Origin of the sequence: Sporosarcina oncorhynchi (genome assembly GCF_033304615.1) — a bacterium.
Classification (GTDB): domain Bacteria; phylum Bacillota; class Bacilli; order Bacillales_A; family Planococcaceae; genus Sporosarcina; species Sporosarcina oncorhynchi.
In genome coordinates this window covers 2,680,926-2,698,098 of record NZ_CP129118.1, presented here as the reverse complement: position 1 = coordinate 2,698,098, position 17,173 = coordinate 2,680,926, and the positions used below count along the sequence as shown (strand labels likewise).

Here is a 17,173-nt window from a genome sequence, read left to right as displayed (position 1 = left end):
AAAACGAAGGTTTATTAAGCAAAGCATAAAAATTTGTGGTGACGTCACTTGGGATGGATACTCCAAAGCTTCATGAGTCTTTGCGAAATCTTTCTACTAGAGTGTGAGGAGGATAGGTCATGCCAACACATAAGATTTTCACAATGCCCTTTTCAACCGTATATCCTCTGTATATCGCGAAAGCGGAAAGAAAAGGACGGACAAAAGAGGAAGTTGATGAAATTATCAACTGGCTCACCGGATATGAAGGAAATAGGTTACAGTCGGTACTGGAAAATGAAACAGATTTTGAAACCTTTTTTGCAGAAGCGCCAAAGCTGAATCCTTCACGGAATCTAATCAAAGGCGTCGTCTGTGGTGTACGGGTAGAGGATATCGAAGAACCGCTTATGCAAGAAATTCGCTATATGGACAAACTGATTGATGAATTGGCGAAGGGGAAAAAGATGGAGAAAATCCTACGCTGACATACATTTTACACAAAACCCATCCTTTTTGAGTGAAGACTCAAAGAGGATGGTTTTTTAGTTGGTCAAACCGATCACAAGATGTGAGTTTTACATTGCTAGGAGTGGTATAGTTCTTGAGCTGAACTGGTTTTAAAAAGTTTTTTAAAATCAGTTGAAACTTTTTCTGAATCTCTCCGTCTGTAGGGTGCTTGAATGAAAGTGGAGGGACAGGGATGAAGAGAAAATTTATGTGCGGGCTAGTATTTGTAGGCTTGTTCGTCTGGATGGTAAGTGGGAGCGGCAAATGGGGGCTTGCAGGTGCTGCTTTTTTCAATGAACAGTTGGGGAAAGTCTTTGCGCAAAGTAACCAAACCGAACCGCCTGTCGTCAAACGTGAATTTGATCGGGTACTGACGCTGCAGGAACGCCAACCGATTTATATGAAAGAGGTAAAGTTCATAAAAGTCGGAGAGTTGGAAGCCGGTCAGCCAGTTGTGATTGTGGATGAAGATGAAGATTACTATGAGCTTCGATTAGGGAAGATGAACGTATATGTACGCAAAGGGCTAGGGACAGTTGAACAGAATAAAATCTGGGTTCTCACTGAACAAGAACGATTCGGCGCAGTTAAAACTGCCCGAAAAACAATGGTTCATGAGGAGAACGACTTAAACAGTCCCACTTTCATGCAATTGGAAGAAGGCTATCGCTATTCGGTCGTTCGTGAAGAGGGAAACTGGTATATTATTACACTAGGCGAGCGACCTGGGTATATACATAAATCCTCTGTCACACTGGATGAAGGAGTACCTGTTCTTTTATATCATCATATGATTCCGCATGAAAAGATGAAAACTACAGCGAGTACAGTTTCAATAGAAGCGTTTGAAGAACAGATTGGCTATTTGGCGGAACAGCAATTTACAACACTGTCGCCACAGCAACTCTATGATTACTTAGAAGGTAGGCTCGTATTGCCAGCTAAAGCGGTGCTCATTACATTCGACGATGGATTATTGTCATCGAAAGAATATGCGTATCCAATATTGAAGCAATATGGGTTCACAGCGACTCAGCATATTATAACGTCACGTTTACTGATCGCGAAAGATGAACAGCAATTCGATGCGGACGGTCCAATCCAATATTTAACCGCTGCCGACCTCGTTAAACTGAAAGATGTCTTTCAATTTGAGGCACATACGGATGAACTGCACGAACTGACAGATACGCATATCGGTATCGGCATGAAGCTATCTACAGAAGCGATATTCGCAGATTTGCAAACGAATATCACGCATTTGCCAGGGGCTGTCACTTTGGCCTATCCATATGGACAGTATAATGAGGCGTATACGTCAGCGGCGAAAGAAGCGGGTCTGCTGCTCGGCTTTACAATTATCGAAGGCTATGCAAATCAGAAAGATTCAAATTATGAAGTACGTCGTTTTGGAATGACGGATAATCGGTCATTTGAGCAATTTGCCGCGTACGTGGATGGGACCATGATGCGACGATAGAAAAGGGTGAGATTCGCTATATGAACGACATAGAGCAGATTATGAATGAGCATTCGCGTTATTTAGTGCGTATCGCTTATTTATACGTAAAGAATTGGTCGACAGCTGAAGATGTTGTCCAGGAAGTATTCGTTACCTACTTCCAAAAAAGCGATCAGTTTCGCAATGAAGCTTCATTAAAAACCTATTTAACTAAAATGACAGCCAACCGTTCAAAAGATTATCTGCGTTCGTGGAAACATAAAAAAGATGTCGTTTTCGAAACAATCTTCACATCTGTAAAAGGGACGGAAGAGGTGTTGCTTGAACAGGAAAGGTTAGCAGCGCTAGAAAAGAATTTGTTCCAATTGCCATTGAAGTACCGTGAGCCGCTAATTTTGTTTTATTATGATGAACAATCCATAACGGAAATTGCCGGCTATTTACAGTTGAATGAAAACACCGTAAAAACACGTCTTCGAAGAGCGAAACAGCAACTGAAAGCGTATTTTGATGAAGAAGACGAGGAGGTAATGTACAAGTGAGTGATATGAAACGAAAGCTCGATCAGATGATGGGCGATACTTCCGAACAGGAAAGGCGCATCAAACGGGGCGTACATGAAAAACTGCAGACACCCGTCCGCAAGACTTCCTGGCCTGTACTATTTGTATCTGCCGCAATACCTGCCATTGCATTGTTTCTGTTCTTTAGCCTAAACCCGTTGAATCAGCTGTCTTCTGATGAAGGACCAGGTACGCCATATGATCCACTCGATGACTTGGCGCAAATTTCCGCCTTGCAAAAAAAGAAGCAGTTATCCGATGTGGACTATGAATCGTTTTCCTCAATGCCGCATTATGACCAAGTAGATGGATTGTATTACGTCGATTACGAGCGGTTTGCCTTGAAGGGGAGTTCATACGCATTCCATACTGTTATCGAACGGAAAAAAGATCTGTACGATGACGTTGTTTATAAAGCAGGCGATGTCGTGCGCACAATGACAAGTACGACAAGTCATTTACCGACGTATTCAGATGCTTATTATGAAGTACTGGCGGTTCCGGGAGATCGTGTTGTGCTCAAAGATGGTCAGCTACGCATTAATGGCAAAGAGGTAAATTCAGAACTTATGAAGCATTACGAAGCAGAAAGTGTCACGATCGCTGGAGGCTACGATCAGTTGTTGAATGCACGAGAATACTTTCTGTTAAATCATTTCCCTGCAAACAATACGGTCCAGGGAGCAACTATTACGCCTGTCCATAAGATTTACGGACAAGTCGTCGGTACAGCAACAGAAGAACAAAGCGATTCGATGTATTTGGATTATCTGACCAACCGAATGGAGACCGAGTACACACCGGCACAGACATTTGATTTGTATATGTACGATAAGTTATTTGGTTCCAATAAATTACCACAGACACCGGAGTTTTCACAAATTAGCCGGTTGGGCGAGCTTTTTTTAGAAGCGTCCTATCGTCAAGTACTGCCAATTACTGATGAACAAGTCGAAGTACGCTATGAATATGGCCGTGAAGGTGTAGCTGAGCAAGTGTTCCAAATGGGATGGGACCCAAGTGTTGGACGCTGGCTCGTTGAGGATTAACAACAGATAAACAGGTCAACCAACCGTTAATGTCTCTGTTGTCAATAGCATGATGATATTAATAGAAACGTATGATATTTTCACGAGTTTTAAGCAGAATCATCAAGTAAAAGAATGAGCAGCTAGAAGAGGAAAGTCAAACAGCCCCAAATAGCTTGGGGCTGTTACATACTCGAATGACCAGCATCCATACTACTTGTTACATAACTGCTTTACCAAATAGGAGGCACAAGAAATATGTCTAGTTCTACACGACCGAAAGTGATTTTAGCAGGAATACTTACACTGCTGCTCACTTTGTTCGGATGCAATACAATCGGTGCTAATTCGATGGAAATCGAGCAGAGTTTTTCGGATATCCATAATGATTTCTGGGCAAAAGATGAAGTGACACAATTAGTCGATCTGGAAATTATTAATGGATATCCGGACAAGCAGTTTAGGCCGACGCTTGAAGTTTCACGTGGACAAGCTGCAAATCTGTTATCGAAAGCTTTCCAATTACCCGACACACCTTATCGTCCGATTTTCACGGATGTTAGCAGTAAATCCTCACATGTAAAAGGTGCTATGACAACGTATGAGGCCGGAATTTTCCTTGGGAAAGAAGATGGAACGTTTGGGGTTGGTGATTCGCTCACACGTGAGCAGATGGCGACCGTCATCGTCCGAGCGTTTAAGCTTGAAGACACAGGTGAAGAAATCAAGTTCGCAGACCAGCATCGAATTAGTGAATCTCATCGTGAAGGTGTGAAAATCCTTGCGCAACATGGAATCACAACGGGTAAAGAGGATGGCACATTCGACCCTAAAACGGCTGTGAATCGAGCGACATATGTCGTTTTCCTGCATCGTGCAATGGTTAAGACTGGCAAACTGACTGAGACGGCACCGGTTTTATTCACGAAAGCGGAAACGTTTGGAGAATTCACACCTGTCCGTCATGAACAAAATTTCGTAGAAGTACCGGTCTCGAAAAAGTGGAAAACGTATTTACGATCCAATGCCTATTTGCAATTTGCTGGAGAAAAGACAAAGAAACATGCCCATTCAACGGATACTGTTTATACGTACAACATTGCAGGCATGTCCCCTGCGGTTGTGAATGTAACGAAAAGACAACTTCAAAATGGCGATCATTTCATTTTCACAGAACTGAGAAATCCGCAGCGTATGCCCGTTTCAGTTGACCTTATACAAGTGGAGGAAGATGTGACAAGAGGGTTGTTGCGGAAATATGATCGCTATCCGATTAAGAAAAATGCAGATGGTACATTCGGGTTCGATATGACAACATATCCGACAGGTGTCTTTGAAAAGACGCTTGCAGAAGGAAGCAAAGCACAGAAAATGATTGGGAAGTCTTTCCGGTCAAAGGAACTTTCGTTGAAATATAAAAATGGTGAAAGTAGCCAGACACGTGAACTAATAGATGAGAGTGAAGCTTTCAGCGGCATTCGACTGGGGGATACACAGCTATCGGTTTATACATTGCGATCACGTGGATATGATGTCGTCGACCATTGGTTGCTCGCATCTGATCAATTGTTGTTTTCAACCAATGAACGAATGGACGACTGGATGCACGAATCCGCTATCTACTACAAGAAGCGAAATAAGTGGTATACAGCTAATGGCCCTTATAATAAAATGGCGACGACAATCGAACCCTTGCCGGCTTCAGGACAAGCGTATGGACGGAACCTACTGCTCGTGAAAGAAGATCGGGTCATGGCCAAGTATACAGAAACAGAGGAACGTTATTACGAAAGTTTGCTGTATAATTCATTTGCCAATTTAGAAATTTTTAGAGGCATTCAGAAATATTGGGAGACGGAAGTGACGAGCACATATTTGAAGAATTTGTTTGGCATAACAGCACCGTTTGTCGATACACGATTTAACGAACAAATTGCGTTATTCCTTTATAACGGAGGCAAAGCATTCGGTCACAAAGATTACAATGATGGATTGCTCAACTATGCGGATCTTCTCGTTTCACAAAAAAATAAAAAGAATATTATCAAAGTCGACGCGACAGCTTTCTATATCCAGGATTACTTCCCGTCAAAGCAGAATGTCAAGACGCATGCGTCAATGAACCATCTGCTTGGAGGCATGAATATCCTGCTGCTTGCCTATAAGGAAACGGGTAAACCAGCGTACTTAGAAACGGCGAATAGTATTCAGTCGGCGATTGAAAAAGATGTTGCTAAATGGATCCGTCCGAATGGCGACATCTGGTATAAAATGTCTCCTGACCGTACGCTTGTTGGAGAGGATTATGTCCATTTGACATTGGAAGACCTTATCCATTCGTATGAAATGTGGAAAGATGTCGACCCTTCAAAAGTCGCTGTATTTGAGCGGATGATCCGTTCAAAGGCAGGCTATATGAATACACATAAAAAAGGTTACACGACTAAAATTAAAAACGGGCTTGACCGCATCAACATGTCTGAGTTGTTGCCGGCTGGACTCGAATACACAGATGCACTGTAATTGTATAGGCAATCGTCAAAAGCTAGGACAAACCCTTCATATTCAGGTGTTTTGTCCCAGCCTTTTTTTATGGCCATAATGTTTCCCCAATGAGCAATTTCTTTAATTCAGCAGGATCCAGACCAAGTCTTTGCCATTCGGCATCGAGTCGTGTGATTGCTTCCGGTCCTGTGTCATCTGCCAGATGATATGCGCCGTAATGCATCGGGATGAACATCTTCGCATTCAGTTCCAAAAAAGCTTTCACCGCATCTTCAGGGGTGATGTGGGTTGCTTTCATGAACCATTCTGGCTCATAAGCCCCAATCGGCATGAGGACGATATCGATATCGAATCTTTTTTCAATATCCTCGAATCCTTTAAAGTATGCTGTATCTCCCGCAAAGTAGATGGATCGCTCTTCGTTCTCAATAATCCAGCCACCCCAATGAGACGTGTTTGTATCGGTAAGTGTCCGTTTCGTCCAATGCTGCGCAGGAACAAAGGAGATTTTCAGTCCGCGATGCTCAAAAGAATCGTACCACGAACCTTCGACGACTTTGTTATATCCTCGCTTATTGAACGCACGACCTAAACCAACCGGAACGAAATACGTAGGATTGCCTTTCAGTCGTTTGAGCGTAGGGAAGTCCAAATGATCATAATGACTATGAGAAATGCACACAACATCAATTGCCGGCATGTCCACTAGGGCAATTCCAGGTTCCGTCAATCGTTTACCAAATCCCATCCGTTTCGCCCAAACCGGATCCGTAATCAGATTCAAGCCATTCATTTGAATCAAAAACGTCGAATGCCCAATCCAAGTAATCGACATCTCAGACCGATTGTTAACTAACGTGTCGACTTCTTTAAACGGAGCTTGTTTTATTGTATCGGCGAGATCCTTCTTCTTCGCTCTTCTCTCGAGTTGCCATTTCAAAAGATCGGCTAGCGATGTGGATGTATCTGCATGATCTATGTTTGTATAGCGTTGTTTACGTGTCATAAAACTCCTCCGTGTTTTGAATGAAATGTGGGCTACTGTTTAGTTTACGAATTGAAACCATCTAGCATCAATAGGCAATCCCAACCCGATAACAGACATGCTTGCAGGCGAGCAATTCATCAAAGGCGAAAGCACCCGTATCACCTACAGAAATCTGCTTGCCGTTTTCCGGTAAATAATCCCGTTCAACGCGATAGTTGCCTTGTTCATCGCCATCTGGCAAATACGTCGGACAGACAATTGTCCAGTCGAGTTTCGATTCGTTAAGCAAGTCATAAACTCTATGATGTTCTTCCGCCGCAAACGTCAATTTACGATGAGATTCAGTTGATTCGTATCGCAGTTTCCCAGGTTCAATACGGCTTTCCAGAATACCTGCAGTTCCAATTGTGACAATGCGTGTGATTCCAACAGTCTTCATAGACTGAATCATATGTGGGACTGATTCTGTCAGCGTTGTTGTTTTGTCTGTCCCGAGTGCACTGAAAACTACATTCATACCTGAAATTGTCTGGTAAATAGCCTGTTCATCCCGAGCATCCCCTTGAATGACTGTCAACCGATCGTGAACTGGCAGCTTTTCAGGTGTACGAACGAGTACAGTAACTGTATGACCTGAAGCAAGAGCCTTGTCTAAAACACTACGTCCAACTCTTCCCGTAGCTCCAAATAATGCGATTTTCATCATAATAGTCTCCTCTATTTTGCTTTTAGCGACAGGTAAATAACTTTCTTCACTTCATTCTATCATTAGATGTGCATCTCTTCTTCTATAGCCAATATAGGTACAATACTAACGCTTCTGGCGTATACTACTGTAAATCGTTCATAGGGAGAGTGTGTTTACGTTGGATATGAATAGCGAGTTTGTCTATATTCAAAGCTTAAAAAACTCCCCGACAAATCAAAGTTCCTATTATTGGAATCAGTATGATGAAAAAATCACTGCTCTAGAAAAAGCCCATCAGACGAGTAGTGAGAGATTGGACACACAATATAATGATTTACAGGATAGATTGAATGAACTTTCGAGAAAGTATTCAATGTTGTCTGCAAATCAGCGAACAACTCGTCGTAAACTTTCTAATATCCTTTACTCTCTGGAAGACTTCGACCTGCATATGAATAATCATGTGGATGACGTTAAAAAGCATGCCGATAAGAAGATCAGAAAGCTTATACGTAAGCAAACATACTTTTCTATTCGATTAGAAGAAATGGATTTTGCTTTTGATGATTTTTATAAGTTAGAAAATCGATTCGGTAAAAGTGAACAGACAGTCGAAACGAAAATCCTTCCTTTTGTTGACCAGCAAGAAGAAGTGAATGAAAGTATTCGTAGGAAGTTAACGAAACAGGAATCTGTCGTTTTTAAAAAGTTATTACCGATGTTAGAAAGAATCGAAAGAAATCTAGATAAGCCTATTATCAATTTGCTAAGCAATTTATCACCAGGGACAAAAGTGAAAGAACTCATTGTCGATCGTGTAGTCATATATGTAAAATATTTCGCAGATTATAATGTGTATACGAATATCGCAACATTCATTAAGGATGAAAACCATGTGTTATCTGTCGATGCCAATAAAATCAACTCCTTAAGTTTTTCTTAAGGAGTTGATAGAAAAGATGAATTAGTTAAACTCGATCGCATCGATCCTAGTATAATCGACTACTAAAATCTCACCATTGGCTTTTGCGAAAGTAGCTAATCCGCTCGTAGGATTAAAAGCTGCAAACGAATCCACAGATTCCTCGTGTCCATTAATAAAAACATCTTCTACGTCCGTCCCGGGATTCAGCCTAGATAACAGTTCGAAAATTGGTCCCAAATTATTCACCCCCTTATCGTTAACCTGTCGAAAATAGTACAAACCTATTCGACGTCTTCGTAGCATATGCAAAAAGTACAGTAAGAAATTGTACAAGCGGTATAAGGAAATTGGAATAGGTAGAGTGGTTGTTGACGGTGTCTTATAAGTTGTCAGTAAAAATGTATGACCATCATTCAACTTGAGATGCACAGTGCGACTCAATTGTGGGTATACTTCCGTAAAGGAGTTGACTTCAATGACTGTGAAAAACTCAGAACGTTTTATTGTCGCGTATAACCGGATTGAAAAATTGCTTGCTGGAAAAGTCGATGAAAGTGGTTATTTACCGTTTTACAGGTTGATAGACAAGGCGAAAATCAAGAACTCTGTCGTCCGAAATTATGAAGAGGATTTACGGGAGTATGGAGACTTGCGAAATGCAATCGTCCATCATAGGACGGGTGTCGATTATGTTATTGCGGAACCGCATGATGAAACTGTGGAACGGATTGAGGAAATCGAACGAAAGTTAAGTAATCCGCTAACAGTCGGTGCACTTTTTGGATGTAAAGTGCATACGCTGCAATCAAAGGAACCGTTGACGGCAGCGTTGAAACTGATGACAGATAATAAATTCAGTCAAGTGCCGATTTACGAAAATAGTCAATTCAAAGGTCTCATTACAGCAGCGGGGATTACATATTGGTTAGCAGGTCAATCGACAGAGAATTCTATTCCCCGGGAAATACCGACACTTTCCGCTGTATATGGGTATGAAAAACGAAAAGAATCGTTTGAGTTTGTCGAAAGGGATCTGTCCGTATATGAGGCGGAGAACTTTTTCAAACGCGCGATTACAAGAGGCACTCGGCTTGAAGCGTTGCTTATTACCGAAAATGCAGATCACAACGGAGATTTAATCGGTATCATAACCCCTTATGATTTACTTAAAATCAAATAATGTTCGCTTAATTTAACCTTCATTTAACCTTTTCTCTTTACACTAGTTACACACCTAGCAAAAGAGAGGAAGAAAAAATATGGCTAAACGAATGTTATCCCTGTTAATGCTTGTTGTATTGGGCTTGCTTATAACGGGATGTGGAAATGAGACAAAGCCCGCAAGTGAAGTAGACATTACCGACGAATCCAAAGCGACAGATATTATTCAGGAAGCTGTCAGTACGTTAGTGGCGATGTCAGATGAAGTTGAAAACTTCCCGGAAGGCGTACCGTTACCGGAATCATATATTGTGAACGTAGATATGAATATGGGCGGTATACGAAACGTTGTATTAGAAATAGGTGAGCCTGATTTACGCGCGATGGTTGAACGTTTTAACAAGGAAATTGTAGCGGCTGGACATTCTGAAGACATACTGGAAGAAATGGAGAAAGATGAAACGGGTTTATACACAGTAACAGGCACGATTGTCGCAAATGATGGATCACACGTAATGATCACAATCGGAGAATATGAGCCCGGTGGAGCCCGGGTGGAAGGGAATACAGGGTCAATTACGTATATGATTTATTGAAAAAGTAGAGTGTCCATTCGATTCGTTGGACGCTCTACTTTTTTTATGCATTTAATTAAATGTGAGTGTTTTGAAAACCGACCCGGATGCTTCATCTTTCAGCGTAACTTCCAAATGCACCTGATTCTCCGGCACGTTATCGAAAATCTGATAATACGTCATTAAGTTTGCGATTTCAGCCACTTTCAACCTGTCACTTTCTTCGTTAAAAGATTGCTTGTCGGCTAGGATTTCCATGTGAGTCAAATCCTCATTGAATATGATTTCTTTAATAGCGGGATAAAACCCATCTTCCGGTGTCTCCTTGCTTTGTGTTTTAACACTGTTCAAGACAGACACTTTGAACAGCATCTGAAGATCGTGTGTCATTGTCAACGTGAAAGAACCATCCGCGTTTTGCCATGCATCTTCAACACCGTTCGCCTTGAAATCATTAATGACCGCATCCGCGTCTTTATCCGAATAATAGCTTGCAGGAATCATTAGTTCTACGGAATCGGACTCATAACTGACTGTTTCTGTCGGGGCATTCGCAGATTTTTTTGATGCCTCTGGTTGAACATCTTCCGTTTTGGATGACGTGCAACCCGCTAACGTTAATATGCTTATGAACAAAAGCAATAACCGTTTTTTCATGTGGACAGATCTCCCAATATGTGTATTTTTAATTGAATGTCAATGATACTTCTTGAACGTTAAGACGAGGTTAATTACGTGTATAAAAAAACTTCCGCAGACAATTGCTGCGGAAGTTTTACCCGTTACGCTTTAACAGGCTTTTTATTGTTAATGCCAAATGACAAAAGTAAACCGATGGCAGCAAAGAATCCGGCTACGAGAAAAGCGATGTTGACGCCGTGAATTTCTCCAGCAATGGTGCCGTCACCGGTTGCTGCTGTGACGGTAATTGTAACAAGAACGGCCGTACCGACAGCACCGGAAATCTGTCTGAATGTATTATTCATCGCTGTGCCATGAGAAATCAGTTTGGTCGGCAGCTGATTTAAACTGAGTGTCGTAGACGGCATCATCACCATCGCGATACCAAGCATCCGAACGGCATTCAAAATCGCCAAATAGGTAAACGTCGTATCTTCAGACAAGTTTGCGAACATGAACGTCGTCACAGTCAGAATAGCGAAACCTGCGCGTAATAGCCACTTCGCTCCGAATTTGTCGAACAATGAACCGGTGACTGGATTCATGATGCCCATGACGATGGCGCCAGGCAACAGCATCAGACCAGAATACAAGGCATTGAAGCCTAATAAATTTTGCATGAAAATTGGAAGGATTACGGTTGTTGCAATCATAGATGCAAACACAATCATCCCGAGACTTGTAGCCAATCCGAATACTGGGTACTTGAACACCCTGAATTCAAGAATAGGCTCATCGAGTCGTAATTGTCGCTGGATAAATAAGAACAATGAAATAACGCCGATTATCATTGCAATACCGACATTTGGAGTCAACCAGCCTACATTACCCGCGATACTGAAACCGTATAGAAGACCCCCGAAACCGAATGTCGATAGGACAATCGATAAGTAATCCACTTTTGGATTCGTCTGTTCCGTCACGTTTTTCAATAAGAAGGCTGCAGCAACGATAATAATGAGCGTAATCGGCAGGACGACATAGAAGACGCTTCGCCAAGGGAAGTTATCGACGAGGTAGCCCGAGAGACTCGGTCCGATTGCGGGTGCGAATGCAATCACCAGCCCATACATCCCCATTGCTTTCCCACGCTGTTCAATGGGGAAGAGCAGGAACATAATCGTTTGCAGAAGTGGCATCATGATACCGGCGCCAGCTCCTTGCAAAACCCTCCCGACTAATAGGAACGAAAAGTTTGGAGAGATAGCAGCTACGAATGTTCCGACAGCGAATATGCTCATGGCAGTTATAAATAATCGCCGGGTTGTAAATCTTCCTATCAGGAATGCAGTGATAGGAATCATAATTCCGTTAACCAACATGAAAATCGATTGCAACCACTGGACGGTACTTTCCGATACGCGCAAATCCTTCATAATGGGGGGCAGTGCTGTGGCTAGCAAGGTTTGATTGAGAATTGTAATGAATGCACCTGACAGGAGAACGGCCAGCAACGGGATATTTTTCTTAAAATCAAATGTTTGAGCATTTACCATTGACTGTTCATCACCTCGTAATAGTTCCTAATTTTGAACGTGCTTCAATTGGAAAAGACATTTCCTATATGATAGAGGTTAATGGACGAGACCTCAATCATCCTGTTTGAAACAATTTCCTGTTTCTACTCGTAAATGATTCAAATAACAAACCGACTTTCCAAGATGAAAGGAAACCGATATTATTTTATGCTCAGGTGACTTGTTCGGAGAAATGTGAACAGAATAGGAGTTAGTATGAACGTAAAGGAAGTGGAACGATGAAAAAAGCGGTTTTTCTCGATCGTGATGGTGTTATTAATGAAGTGCTGACGGATCGTGTGAAGTTTGTCAACAGGCCCGATCAGCTGTATTTTCTACCTGGTGCGCCGGAAGCCATCCATTTGTTAAATGACATTTTTGATTATGTGTTTGTCGTCACGAATCAGGGCGGTGTAGGCTTGGGCTATATGAAGGAAGAACAATTGCAGAAGATCCATGTTCATATGATTGAGGAACTCGCAAAATCACAAGCAGTCGTTGATGAAGTTGTTTATTGTCCCCATAAACCAAAAGCAGGCTGTGTTTGCCGAAAACCGAACAGTAAGCTGATTGAAGACCTTGCAGAAAAATATGATGTAGATGTAGCTTCCTCCTATATGGTTGGCGATACGGACACAGATATTATTGCGGGAAAGAAAGCTGGGACGAAAACGGTATTCATTGGAAAAGATGATCCTCTCGCAGATGCTGTGTTTCCTGACCTTCTTGGCGCGGCAAAGTGGATGATTGAACAAGATATTGCTGAAATGTAAAATAGCTAAAGCCCCCATTCCTCCGGTTAATTGTGGAGGAGCGGGGGTTTTTCGTGTCTTTTGATTAAATGACCGATTTGATAAAACGAAACTTTTTAAGGGGAAAGAACGTAAAACAAGTACTAGGAAAACATGTGAAAATTCGGAAAGGAGTGTTCATCTTGAAGCAGTTATATATTAAACAGAAGGTTTTTAGTGTGAGAGGAAAATTTACAGTAAAAGACCAAAACGAGCATGATGTGTACTTTATAGAAGGCAGTTTAATGCAAATTCCGAAGACCTATTCGATTATGGATACGGCGATGAATCAAGTTGCATTCATTACCAAAAAGTCATTCAGTTTCTTGCCAACTTTTTACGTGGACGTTGTGGGGCAGGAAAGGATGACTATTAAGAAGGAATTTACGTTTATCAAAGCGAACTATACGATAGATGCAGCGGGCATTGAAGTTCGCGGGAATCTATGGGATATGAATTTTGAAGTGCTGCAAAACGGTGAACTGATCGGATCAGTCGATAAACAGTGGTTTACATGGGGAGACAGTTATCAGATTCAAGTGCTGCAGGAAGACATGGAAACGCTTCTTGTGTCCTTAGTTGTCGCAATCGATTATGCAAAAGCGTCTCAAGCGGCAGCTGGAAGTGCAACGATATAAGTTACACTTATTCGCAAGCAAACAAGCGCTTTTACGGCGAAGAGTAGGGCCAGTATCGACATTTGCGTATAAGGCTATTTGTATGCGGAAAACGAAGTGATTGAGTAAAAGCCGTTCCAGTCAAAACAATCTCAGACATACACTATTATTTCGTAAAGGCGTTGAGTATATGGGAAGTTGGTTCCCTAAGATTTACGATATGGCTATGAAGCCACTCGAAGCGACGCGTTTTAAACTGGTACGGGTCGATTTAGTTCGTTCTGCGACAGGCAAAGTATTAGAAATTGGTTCTGGAACAGGCGTCAATTTTCCCTATTTTATCGCGATGCAGCACATGTGACTGCCGTTGAACCGAACCCATTGATACATGCAAGGGGGGCTGAACGTTTGCGGAAAGCGAGTGTGCCAATTGACGTCGTGGAAGCAATTGCCGAAGTACTGCCGTTTGAAGACAATGCTTTTGACACGGTTATTGCCACACTTGTCTTTTGCACGATTCCCGATCCACCTACAGCATTGGCGGAAATTCAGCGTGTGAGTAAACCGAATGCAGAAATACTGTTTTTTGAACATGTACGCATGGAACAACCAGTACTAGGGAAGACACAGGATCTGCTTAATCCTTTATGGAATAAAATCTGTGACGGTTGCCACTTAAACAGGGATACTATGTCAATAATCCAGCAATCCCGCCTAGACGTTGTAGAAGTAAAACAGTTATATAACAAACTGTTTCTGTCTATTCGATGTAAAAATAATAAGCGGACAATAGAAAGATCCGTATTCTGAACAGTATCATTCAGAATACGGATCTATTTACATGCGCTATCTATCAGTTGAAATGAACGGGCTCGACTAATGCCTCCGAAGAAGTATAGATTTAGTTTTAATCCGCTACAGTCCGGTCTAAGAAATCTTTCAAATACTGTTCAAACTCGATTGTTTTATTGTTATAGGCTTTTGTATGACCAGCATCAGGAACAATCCATAATTCCTTTTCGCTAGTTGCCGCCTCATAGATTTGCTGGGCCATTGCCGTTGGGACGAGGTCATCTGCATCTCCATGGATAATCAGAAGCGGCCGATTGTTTTTCTTCACTTGTTCCACGACCGAAGCTTCACCAAATGTATAACCTGCACGTACATTTGTGACAAAGCTTGTCACTTCCAACAGTGGAAAAGCCGGCAGATTATAAATATGCTTCAGTTGATGGGCGAGTTCTTCTTTGACGCTACTATAGGAACTGTCCGCAACAATCCCTTTCACTTCAATAGGAAGTTCTTCACCACTCGCCATTAACACAGTGGCAGCTCCCATTGAATTCCCGTGAAGAATGATTTGGTTGTTTCCATGACTTTTGAGAAAGTCGATCCATTGAATAATATCATGCCGGTCATGCCAACCAAACCCGATATAATCGCCTCCACTTGCCCCATGGCCGCGCGCATCAGGCAGAAGAACATCAAATCCTTCGTCAGCGTAAAACTTCGCTAGCTTGCCCATATCCGCGCTCGTACTGCGAAATCCATGAACAAGGATTACCCCTTTTTGCTGAGAATCATGTTGTGCAATGAACTGCGCTGTTATCTCAATGTCGTCATCTGTTTTTATTGTTATATTGTCGGGTTGTTGATCATTGAACCACTCTTTCGCTTCTTTCATATGCAATTGATCTTCTTCACTGGCCAGTGAATTCAGCGAAGCCGCTTCCGTATGTAAAACGACGTCTGTGCCTCTTTTCACAGCTTGATTGTAAAAGTAATTGCCTGCAACAAGTAGGACGATTAAAATGGCTACAATCAAACTCCCTGTTGCTATAATAACTTTCCTTTTCATGTGCATACTCCTCGCATGATATGTAACTTATTTTACGCTTAAGTCTGTTTCCATTGACTGTCGATAGCTTGTAAAGGTGTGTCACTCGGTTTCGCGAACAGGTAGCCTTGATACAGGTCATAGCCCATCTCCATTAAACATTCAACATCTTGCACCTGTTCTACGCCTTCAGCAAGAGCGAGTGCTCCAACTTGATGAGCCATATCCATGACCGTTTTAGCGACTTGCCATTTTTCGGGGTCAGTACTGACGCCATCCGTGTATTCACGGGCGAGCTTTACATAATCAGGTTCCATTCGGGACAGCAGGTCCAGATCATTGAAGCCTGTACCTACATCATCTAGTGCATACTTAATCCCTTGAGATCGATAGTAGTCCAAAATCGCAAGAAGGTGGGACATGTCTTCAATTTTGTCGGTCTCCACGACTTCAAAGACCACCTGTTCTGGTTTAATGCCGACTTTTTTAATGGCGGCGAATGTTGTAGATAAGCAATGTTCTGGTACGTAGATGGCTGTCGGAATGAAATTGATGAAAATTAATTTATCAGCAACAGGCACAGCGTTTTGAATGGATTCCAATCGGCATAGTCGGTCAAGTGCAAAAAGGCGATTCCGTTTTCTTGCCGCTTCAAATAGATGATACGGTGAGATGATGTCCTGATGTTCATCCAAGCCTCTGCTCAACAATTCATTGCCGACAATGGAAACATGCCCGTCCGTGATTTTTACAATCGGTTGGAAGTGTGTTTGAATCGCTTTCTTCTGAATGAGTTCATCAATCCAACTGGCTTCTCTTTCCGCTTGAAATTCCAAAATCGGTTTCATTTTATACAGTTCCCGAAGTGGGTCATGGGGATCGGATTCTACTGCATAAATAGCGCTCGCATCAAGGTGAGCATGTACATAGTCCATCAAGTCGAAGAAGATCGGTTCCAACGTCCAAAACATCCGGTCGTTAATCATATGCCAATCCGTTTTAGGATACGAACTGAAATAGGTCAAAAGAGGTTCAATCCGTTGATTGTCAGCAAAATAGATCGTATAAATTTTCGTTGTAGGGTTGCATATATCGCATTTCATTTGTTAGCTCCTTTTTTTGTATACTACGATTCAATAATTTAATGAATAATTGATGTGGAACGAATAGGTGTAAATAGACAAATTCCGTTAAAATGTAAGAACGTTGTAGTTGGTTTTATTATACAGATAGCTAAACTATAATTCTATAAAAATTAAGATAACGCAGCTCTTAACGATGAAAAGGCTCAGTAAACGGGGATTCGTGGATTCTTAACGAGAAATGAGTTATATTTATAAATGAGG

19 protein-coding genes are annotated in these 17,173 nt (G+C 41.9%); 12 read left to right on the top strand and 7 right to left on the bottom strand.

The annotated features are described in order from the left end of the window. Window positions 1-119: 119 nt before the first annotated feature. From QWT69_RS13200 to QWT69_RS13180, 5 genes are all read left to right on the top strand, one after another. The gene (locus QWT69_RS13200; RefSeq protein ID WP_317966340.1) at window positions 120-467 is read left to right on the top strand and encodes a DUF2200 domain-containing protein; all 348 of its coding nucleotides are present in this window, start codon (window positions 120-122) and stop codon (window positions 465-467) included. 215 nt (window positions 468-682) lie between these two features. Next, complete coding sequence (locus QWT69_RS13195) at window positions 683-1,969, top strand: polysaccharide deacetylase family protein (RefSeq protein ID WP_317966339.1); 1,287 nt, start codon at window positions 683-685, stop codon at window positions 1,967-1,969. Window positions 1,970-1,989: 20 nt separating this feature from the next. Next, window positions 1,990-2,493, top strand: a complete 504-nt coding sequence (locus tag QWT69_RS13190) for a sigma-70 family RNA polymerase sigma factor (protein WP_317966338.1) — start codon at window positions 1,990-1,992, stop codon at window positions 2,491-2,493. 5 nt (window positions 2,494-2,498) lie between these two features. After that, a complete protein-coding gene (locus QWT69_RS13185; protein ID WP_317971103.1) occupies window positions 2,499-3,563 on the top strand; it encodes a S26 family signal peptidase in 1,065 nt (354 codons plus the stop codon). A gap of 237 nt (window positions 3,564-3,800) precedes the next feature. Continuing rightward, window positions 3,801-6,065 (top strand): S-layer homology domain-containing protein, encoded by a 2,265-nt coding sequence (locus QWT69_RS13180; protein ID WP_317966337.1) that lies wholly within the window; start codon window positions 3,801-3,803, stop codon window positions 6,063-6,065. A gap of 67 nt (window positions 6,066-6,132) precedes the next feature. Here the strand turns inward: QWT69_RS13180 and QWT69_RS13175 are convergent, their stop codons facing one another. Both QWT69_RS13175 and QWT69_RS13170 read right to left on the bottom strand, forming a co-directional pair. Continuing rightward, window positions 6,133-7,053 (bottom strand): MBL fold metallo-hydrolase, encoded by a 921-nt coding sequence (locus QWT69_RS13175; protein ID WP_317966336.1) that lies wholly within the window; start codon window positions 7,051-7,053, stop codon window positions 6,133-6,135. Between the two features lie 67 nt (window positions 7,054-7,120). Further along, a complete protein-coding gene (locus tag QWT69_RS13170) occupies window positions 7,121-7,738 on the bottom strand; it encodes an NAD(P)-dependent oxidoreductase (RefSeq protein ID WP_317971101.1) in 618 nt (205 codons plus the stop codon). A 163-nt stretch (window positions 7,739-7,901) separates the two neighbouring features. Between QWT69_RS13170 and QWT69_RS13165 the strand changes: the two genes are divergently transcribed. Beyond that, window positions 7,902-8,666, top strand: coding sequence for a hypothetical protein (locus QWT69_RS13165; RefSeq protein ID WP_317966335.1), 765 nt, complete (start codon window positions 7,902-7,904; stop codon window positions 8,664-8,666). A 21-nt stretch (window positions 8,667-8,687) separates the two neighbouring features. Here QWT69_RS13165 and QWT69_RS13160 read toward each other — a convergent pair whose 3' ends face one another. After that, complete coding sequence (locus QWT69_RS13160) at window positions 8,688-8,885, bottom strand: hypothetical protein (RefSeq protein WP_317966334.1); 198 nt, start codon at window positions 8,883-8,885, stop codon at window positions 8,688-8,690. 238 nt (window positions 8,886-9,123) lie between these two features. Between QWT69_RS13160 and QWT69_RS13155 the strand changes: the two genes are divergently transcribed. Further along, window positions 9,124-9,828, top strand: a complete 705-nt coding sequence (locus QWT69_RS13155; RefSeq protein ID WP_317966333.1) for a CBS domain-containing protein — start codon at window positions 9,124-9,126, stop codon at window positions 9,826-9,828. 79 nt (window positions 9,829-9,907) lie between these two features. Beyond that, window positions 9,908-10,405, top strand: coding sequence for a hypothetical protein (locus QWT69_RS13150; RefSeq protein ID WP_317966332.1), 498 nt, complete (start codon window positions 9,908-9,910; stop codon window positions 10,403-10,405). Between the two features lie 51 nt (window positions 10,406-10,456). Here the strand turns inward: QWT69_RS13150 and QWT69_RS13145 are convergent, their stop codons facing one another. Next, window positions 10,457-11,041 carry a hypothetical protein gene (locus QWT69_RS13145; protein ID WP_317966331.1) on the bottom strand — a complete coding sequence of 195 codons (585 nt, stop codon included), beginning with the start codon at window positions 11,039-11,041 and terminating at the stop codon, window positions 10,457-10,459. Between the two features lie 125 nt (window positions 11,042-11,166). Continuing rightward, window positions 11,167-12,561 (bottom strand): MDR family MFS transporter, encoded by a 1,395-nt coding sequence (locus tag QWT69_RS13140; RefSeq protein WP_317966330.1) that lies wholly within the window; start codon window positions 12,559-12,561, stop codon window positions 11,167-11,169. A 260-nt stretch (window positions 12,562-12,821) separates the two neighbouring features. Here QWT69_RS13140 and QWT69_RS13135 point away from each other — a divergent pair, with 260 nt between their 5' ends. The 4 genes from QWT69_RS13135 (at window position 12,822) to QWT69_RS13120 (ending at window position 14,800) form a co-directional block, all read left to right on the top strand. Continuing rightward, window positions 12,822-13,355 carry a D-glycero-alpha-D-manno-heptose-1,7-bisphosphate 7-phosphatase gene (locus QWT69_RS13135; RefSeq protein ID WP_317966329.1) on the top strand — a complete coding sequence of 178 codons (534 nt, stop codon included), beginning with the start codon at window positions 12,822-12,824 and terminating at the stop codon, window positions 13,353-13,355. A 161-nt stretch (window positions 13,356-13,516) separates the two neighbouring features. Continuing rightward, window positions 13,517-14,011: an LURP-one-related/scramblase family protein gene (locus QWT69_RS13130; protein ID WP_317966328.1), complete on the top strand. Its 495-nt coding sequence runs from the start codon at window positions 13,517-13,519 to the stop codon at window positions 14,009-14,011. 169 nt (window positions 14,012-14,180) lie between these two features. Beyond that, window positions 14,181-14,351 carry a hypothetical protein gene (locus QWT69_RS13125; protein ID WP_317966327.1) on the top strand — a complete coding sequence of 57 codons (171 nt, stop codon included), beginning with the start codon at window positions 14,181-14,183 and terminating at the stop codon, window positions 14,349-14,351. Further along, window positions 14,348-14,800: a class I SAM-dependent methyltransferase gene (locus tag QWT69_RS13120; protein ID WP_431312291.1), complete on the top strand. Its 453-nt coding sequence runs from the start codon at window positions 14,348-14,350 to the stop codon at window positions 14,798-14,800. Before QWT69_RS13125 ends, QWT69_RS13120 begins: the two co-directional genes overlap by 4 nt. 97 nt (window positions 14,801-14,897) lie before the next feature. Here the strand turns inward: QWT69_RS13120 and QWT69_RS13115 are convergent, their stop codons facing one another. Continuing rightward, a complete protein-coding gene (locus tag QWT69_RS13115; protein ID WP_317966326.1) occupies window positions 14,898-15,848 on the bottom strand; it encodes an alpha/beta hydrolase in 951 nt (316 codons plus the stop codon). A gap of 38 nt (window positions 15,849-15,886) precedes the next feature. Then, window positions 15,887-16,930 carry an EAL domain-containing protein gene (locus tag QWT69_RS13110; RefSeq protein WP_317966325.1) on the bottom strand — a complete coding sequence of 348 codons (1,044 nt, stop codon included), beginning with the start codon at window positions 16,928-16,930 and terminating at the stop codon, window positions 15,887-15,889. Window positions 16,931-17,173: the final 243 nt, after the last annotated feature.

Bases quoted from the DNA above. Each gene is read 5' to 3' on its own strand.
- QWT69_RS13200 (WP_317966340.1), top strand. From the start codon at position 120: ATGCCAACACATAAGATTTTCACAATGCCCTTTTCAACCGTATATCCT.
- QWT69_RS13195 (WP_317966339.1), top strand. From the start codon at position 683: ATGAAGAGAAAATTTATGTGCGGGCTAGTATTTGTAGGCTTGTTCGTC.
- QWT69_RS13190 (WP_317966338.1), top strand. From the start codon at position 1,990: ATGAACGACATAGAGCAGATTATGAATGAGCATTCGCGTTATTTAGTG.
- QWT69_RS13185 (WP_317971103.1), top strand. From the start codon at position 2,499: ATGAAACGAAAGCTCGATCAGATGATGGGCGATACTTCCGAACAGGAA.
- QWT69_RS13180 (WP_317966337.1), top strand. From the start codon at position 3,801: ATGTCTAGTTCTACACGACCGAAAGTGATTTTAGCAGGAATACTTACA.
- QWT69_RS13175 (WP_317966336.1), bottom strand. From the start codon at position 7,053: ATGACACGTAAACAACGCTATACAAACATAGATCATGCAGATACATCC.
- QWT69_RS13170 (WP_317971101.1), bottom strand. From the start codon at position 7,738: ATGAAAATCGCATTATTTGGAGCTACGGGAAGAGTTGGACGTAGTGTT.
- QWT69_RS13155 (WP_317966333.1), top strand. From the start codon at position 9,124: ATGACTGTGAAAAACTCAGAACGTTTTATTGTCGCGTATAACCGGATT.
- QWT69_RS13150 (WP_317966332.1), top strand. From the start codon at position 9,908: ATGGCTAAACGAATGTTATCCCTGTTAATGCTTGTTGTATTGGGCTTG.
- QWT69_RS13145 (WP_317966331.1), bottom strand. From the start codon at position 11,041: ATGAAAAAACGGTTATTGCTTTTGTTCATAAGCATATTAACGTTAGCG.
- QWT69_RS13140 (WP_317966330.1), bottom strand. From the start codon at position 12,561: ATGGTAAATGCTCAAACATTTGATTTTAAGAAAAATATCCCGTTGCTG.
- QWT69_RS13135 (WP_317966329.1), top strand. From the start codon at position 12,822: ATGAAAAAAGCGGTTTTTCTCGATCGTGATGGTGTTATTAATGAAGTG.
- QWT69_RS13125 (WP_317966327.1), top strand. From the start codon at position 14,181: ATGGGAAGTTGGTTCCCTAAGATTTACGATATGGCTATGAAGCCACTC.
- QWT69_RS13115 (WP_317966326.1), bottom strand. From the start codon at position 15,848: ATGAAAAGGAAAGTTATTATAGCAACAGGGAGTTTGATTGTAGCCATT.
- QWT69_RS13110 (WP_317966325.1), bottom strand. From the start codon at position 16,930: ATGAAATGCGATATATGCAACCCTACAACGAAAATTTATACGATCTAT.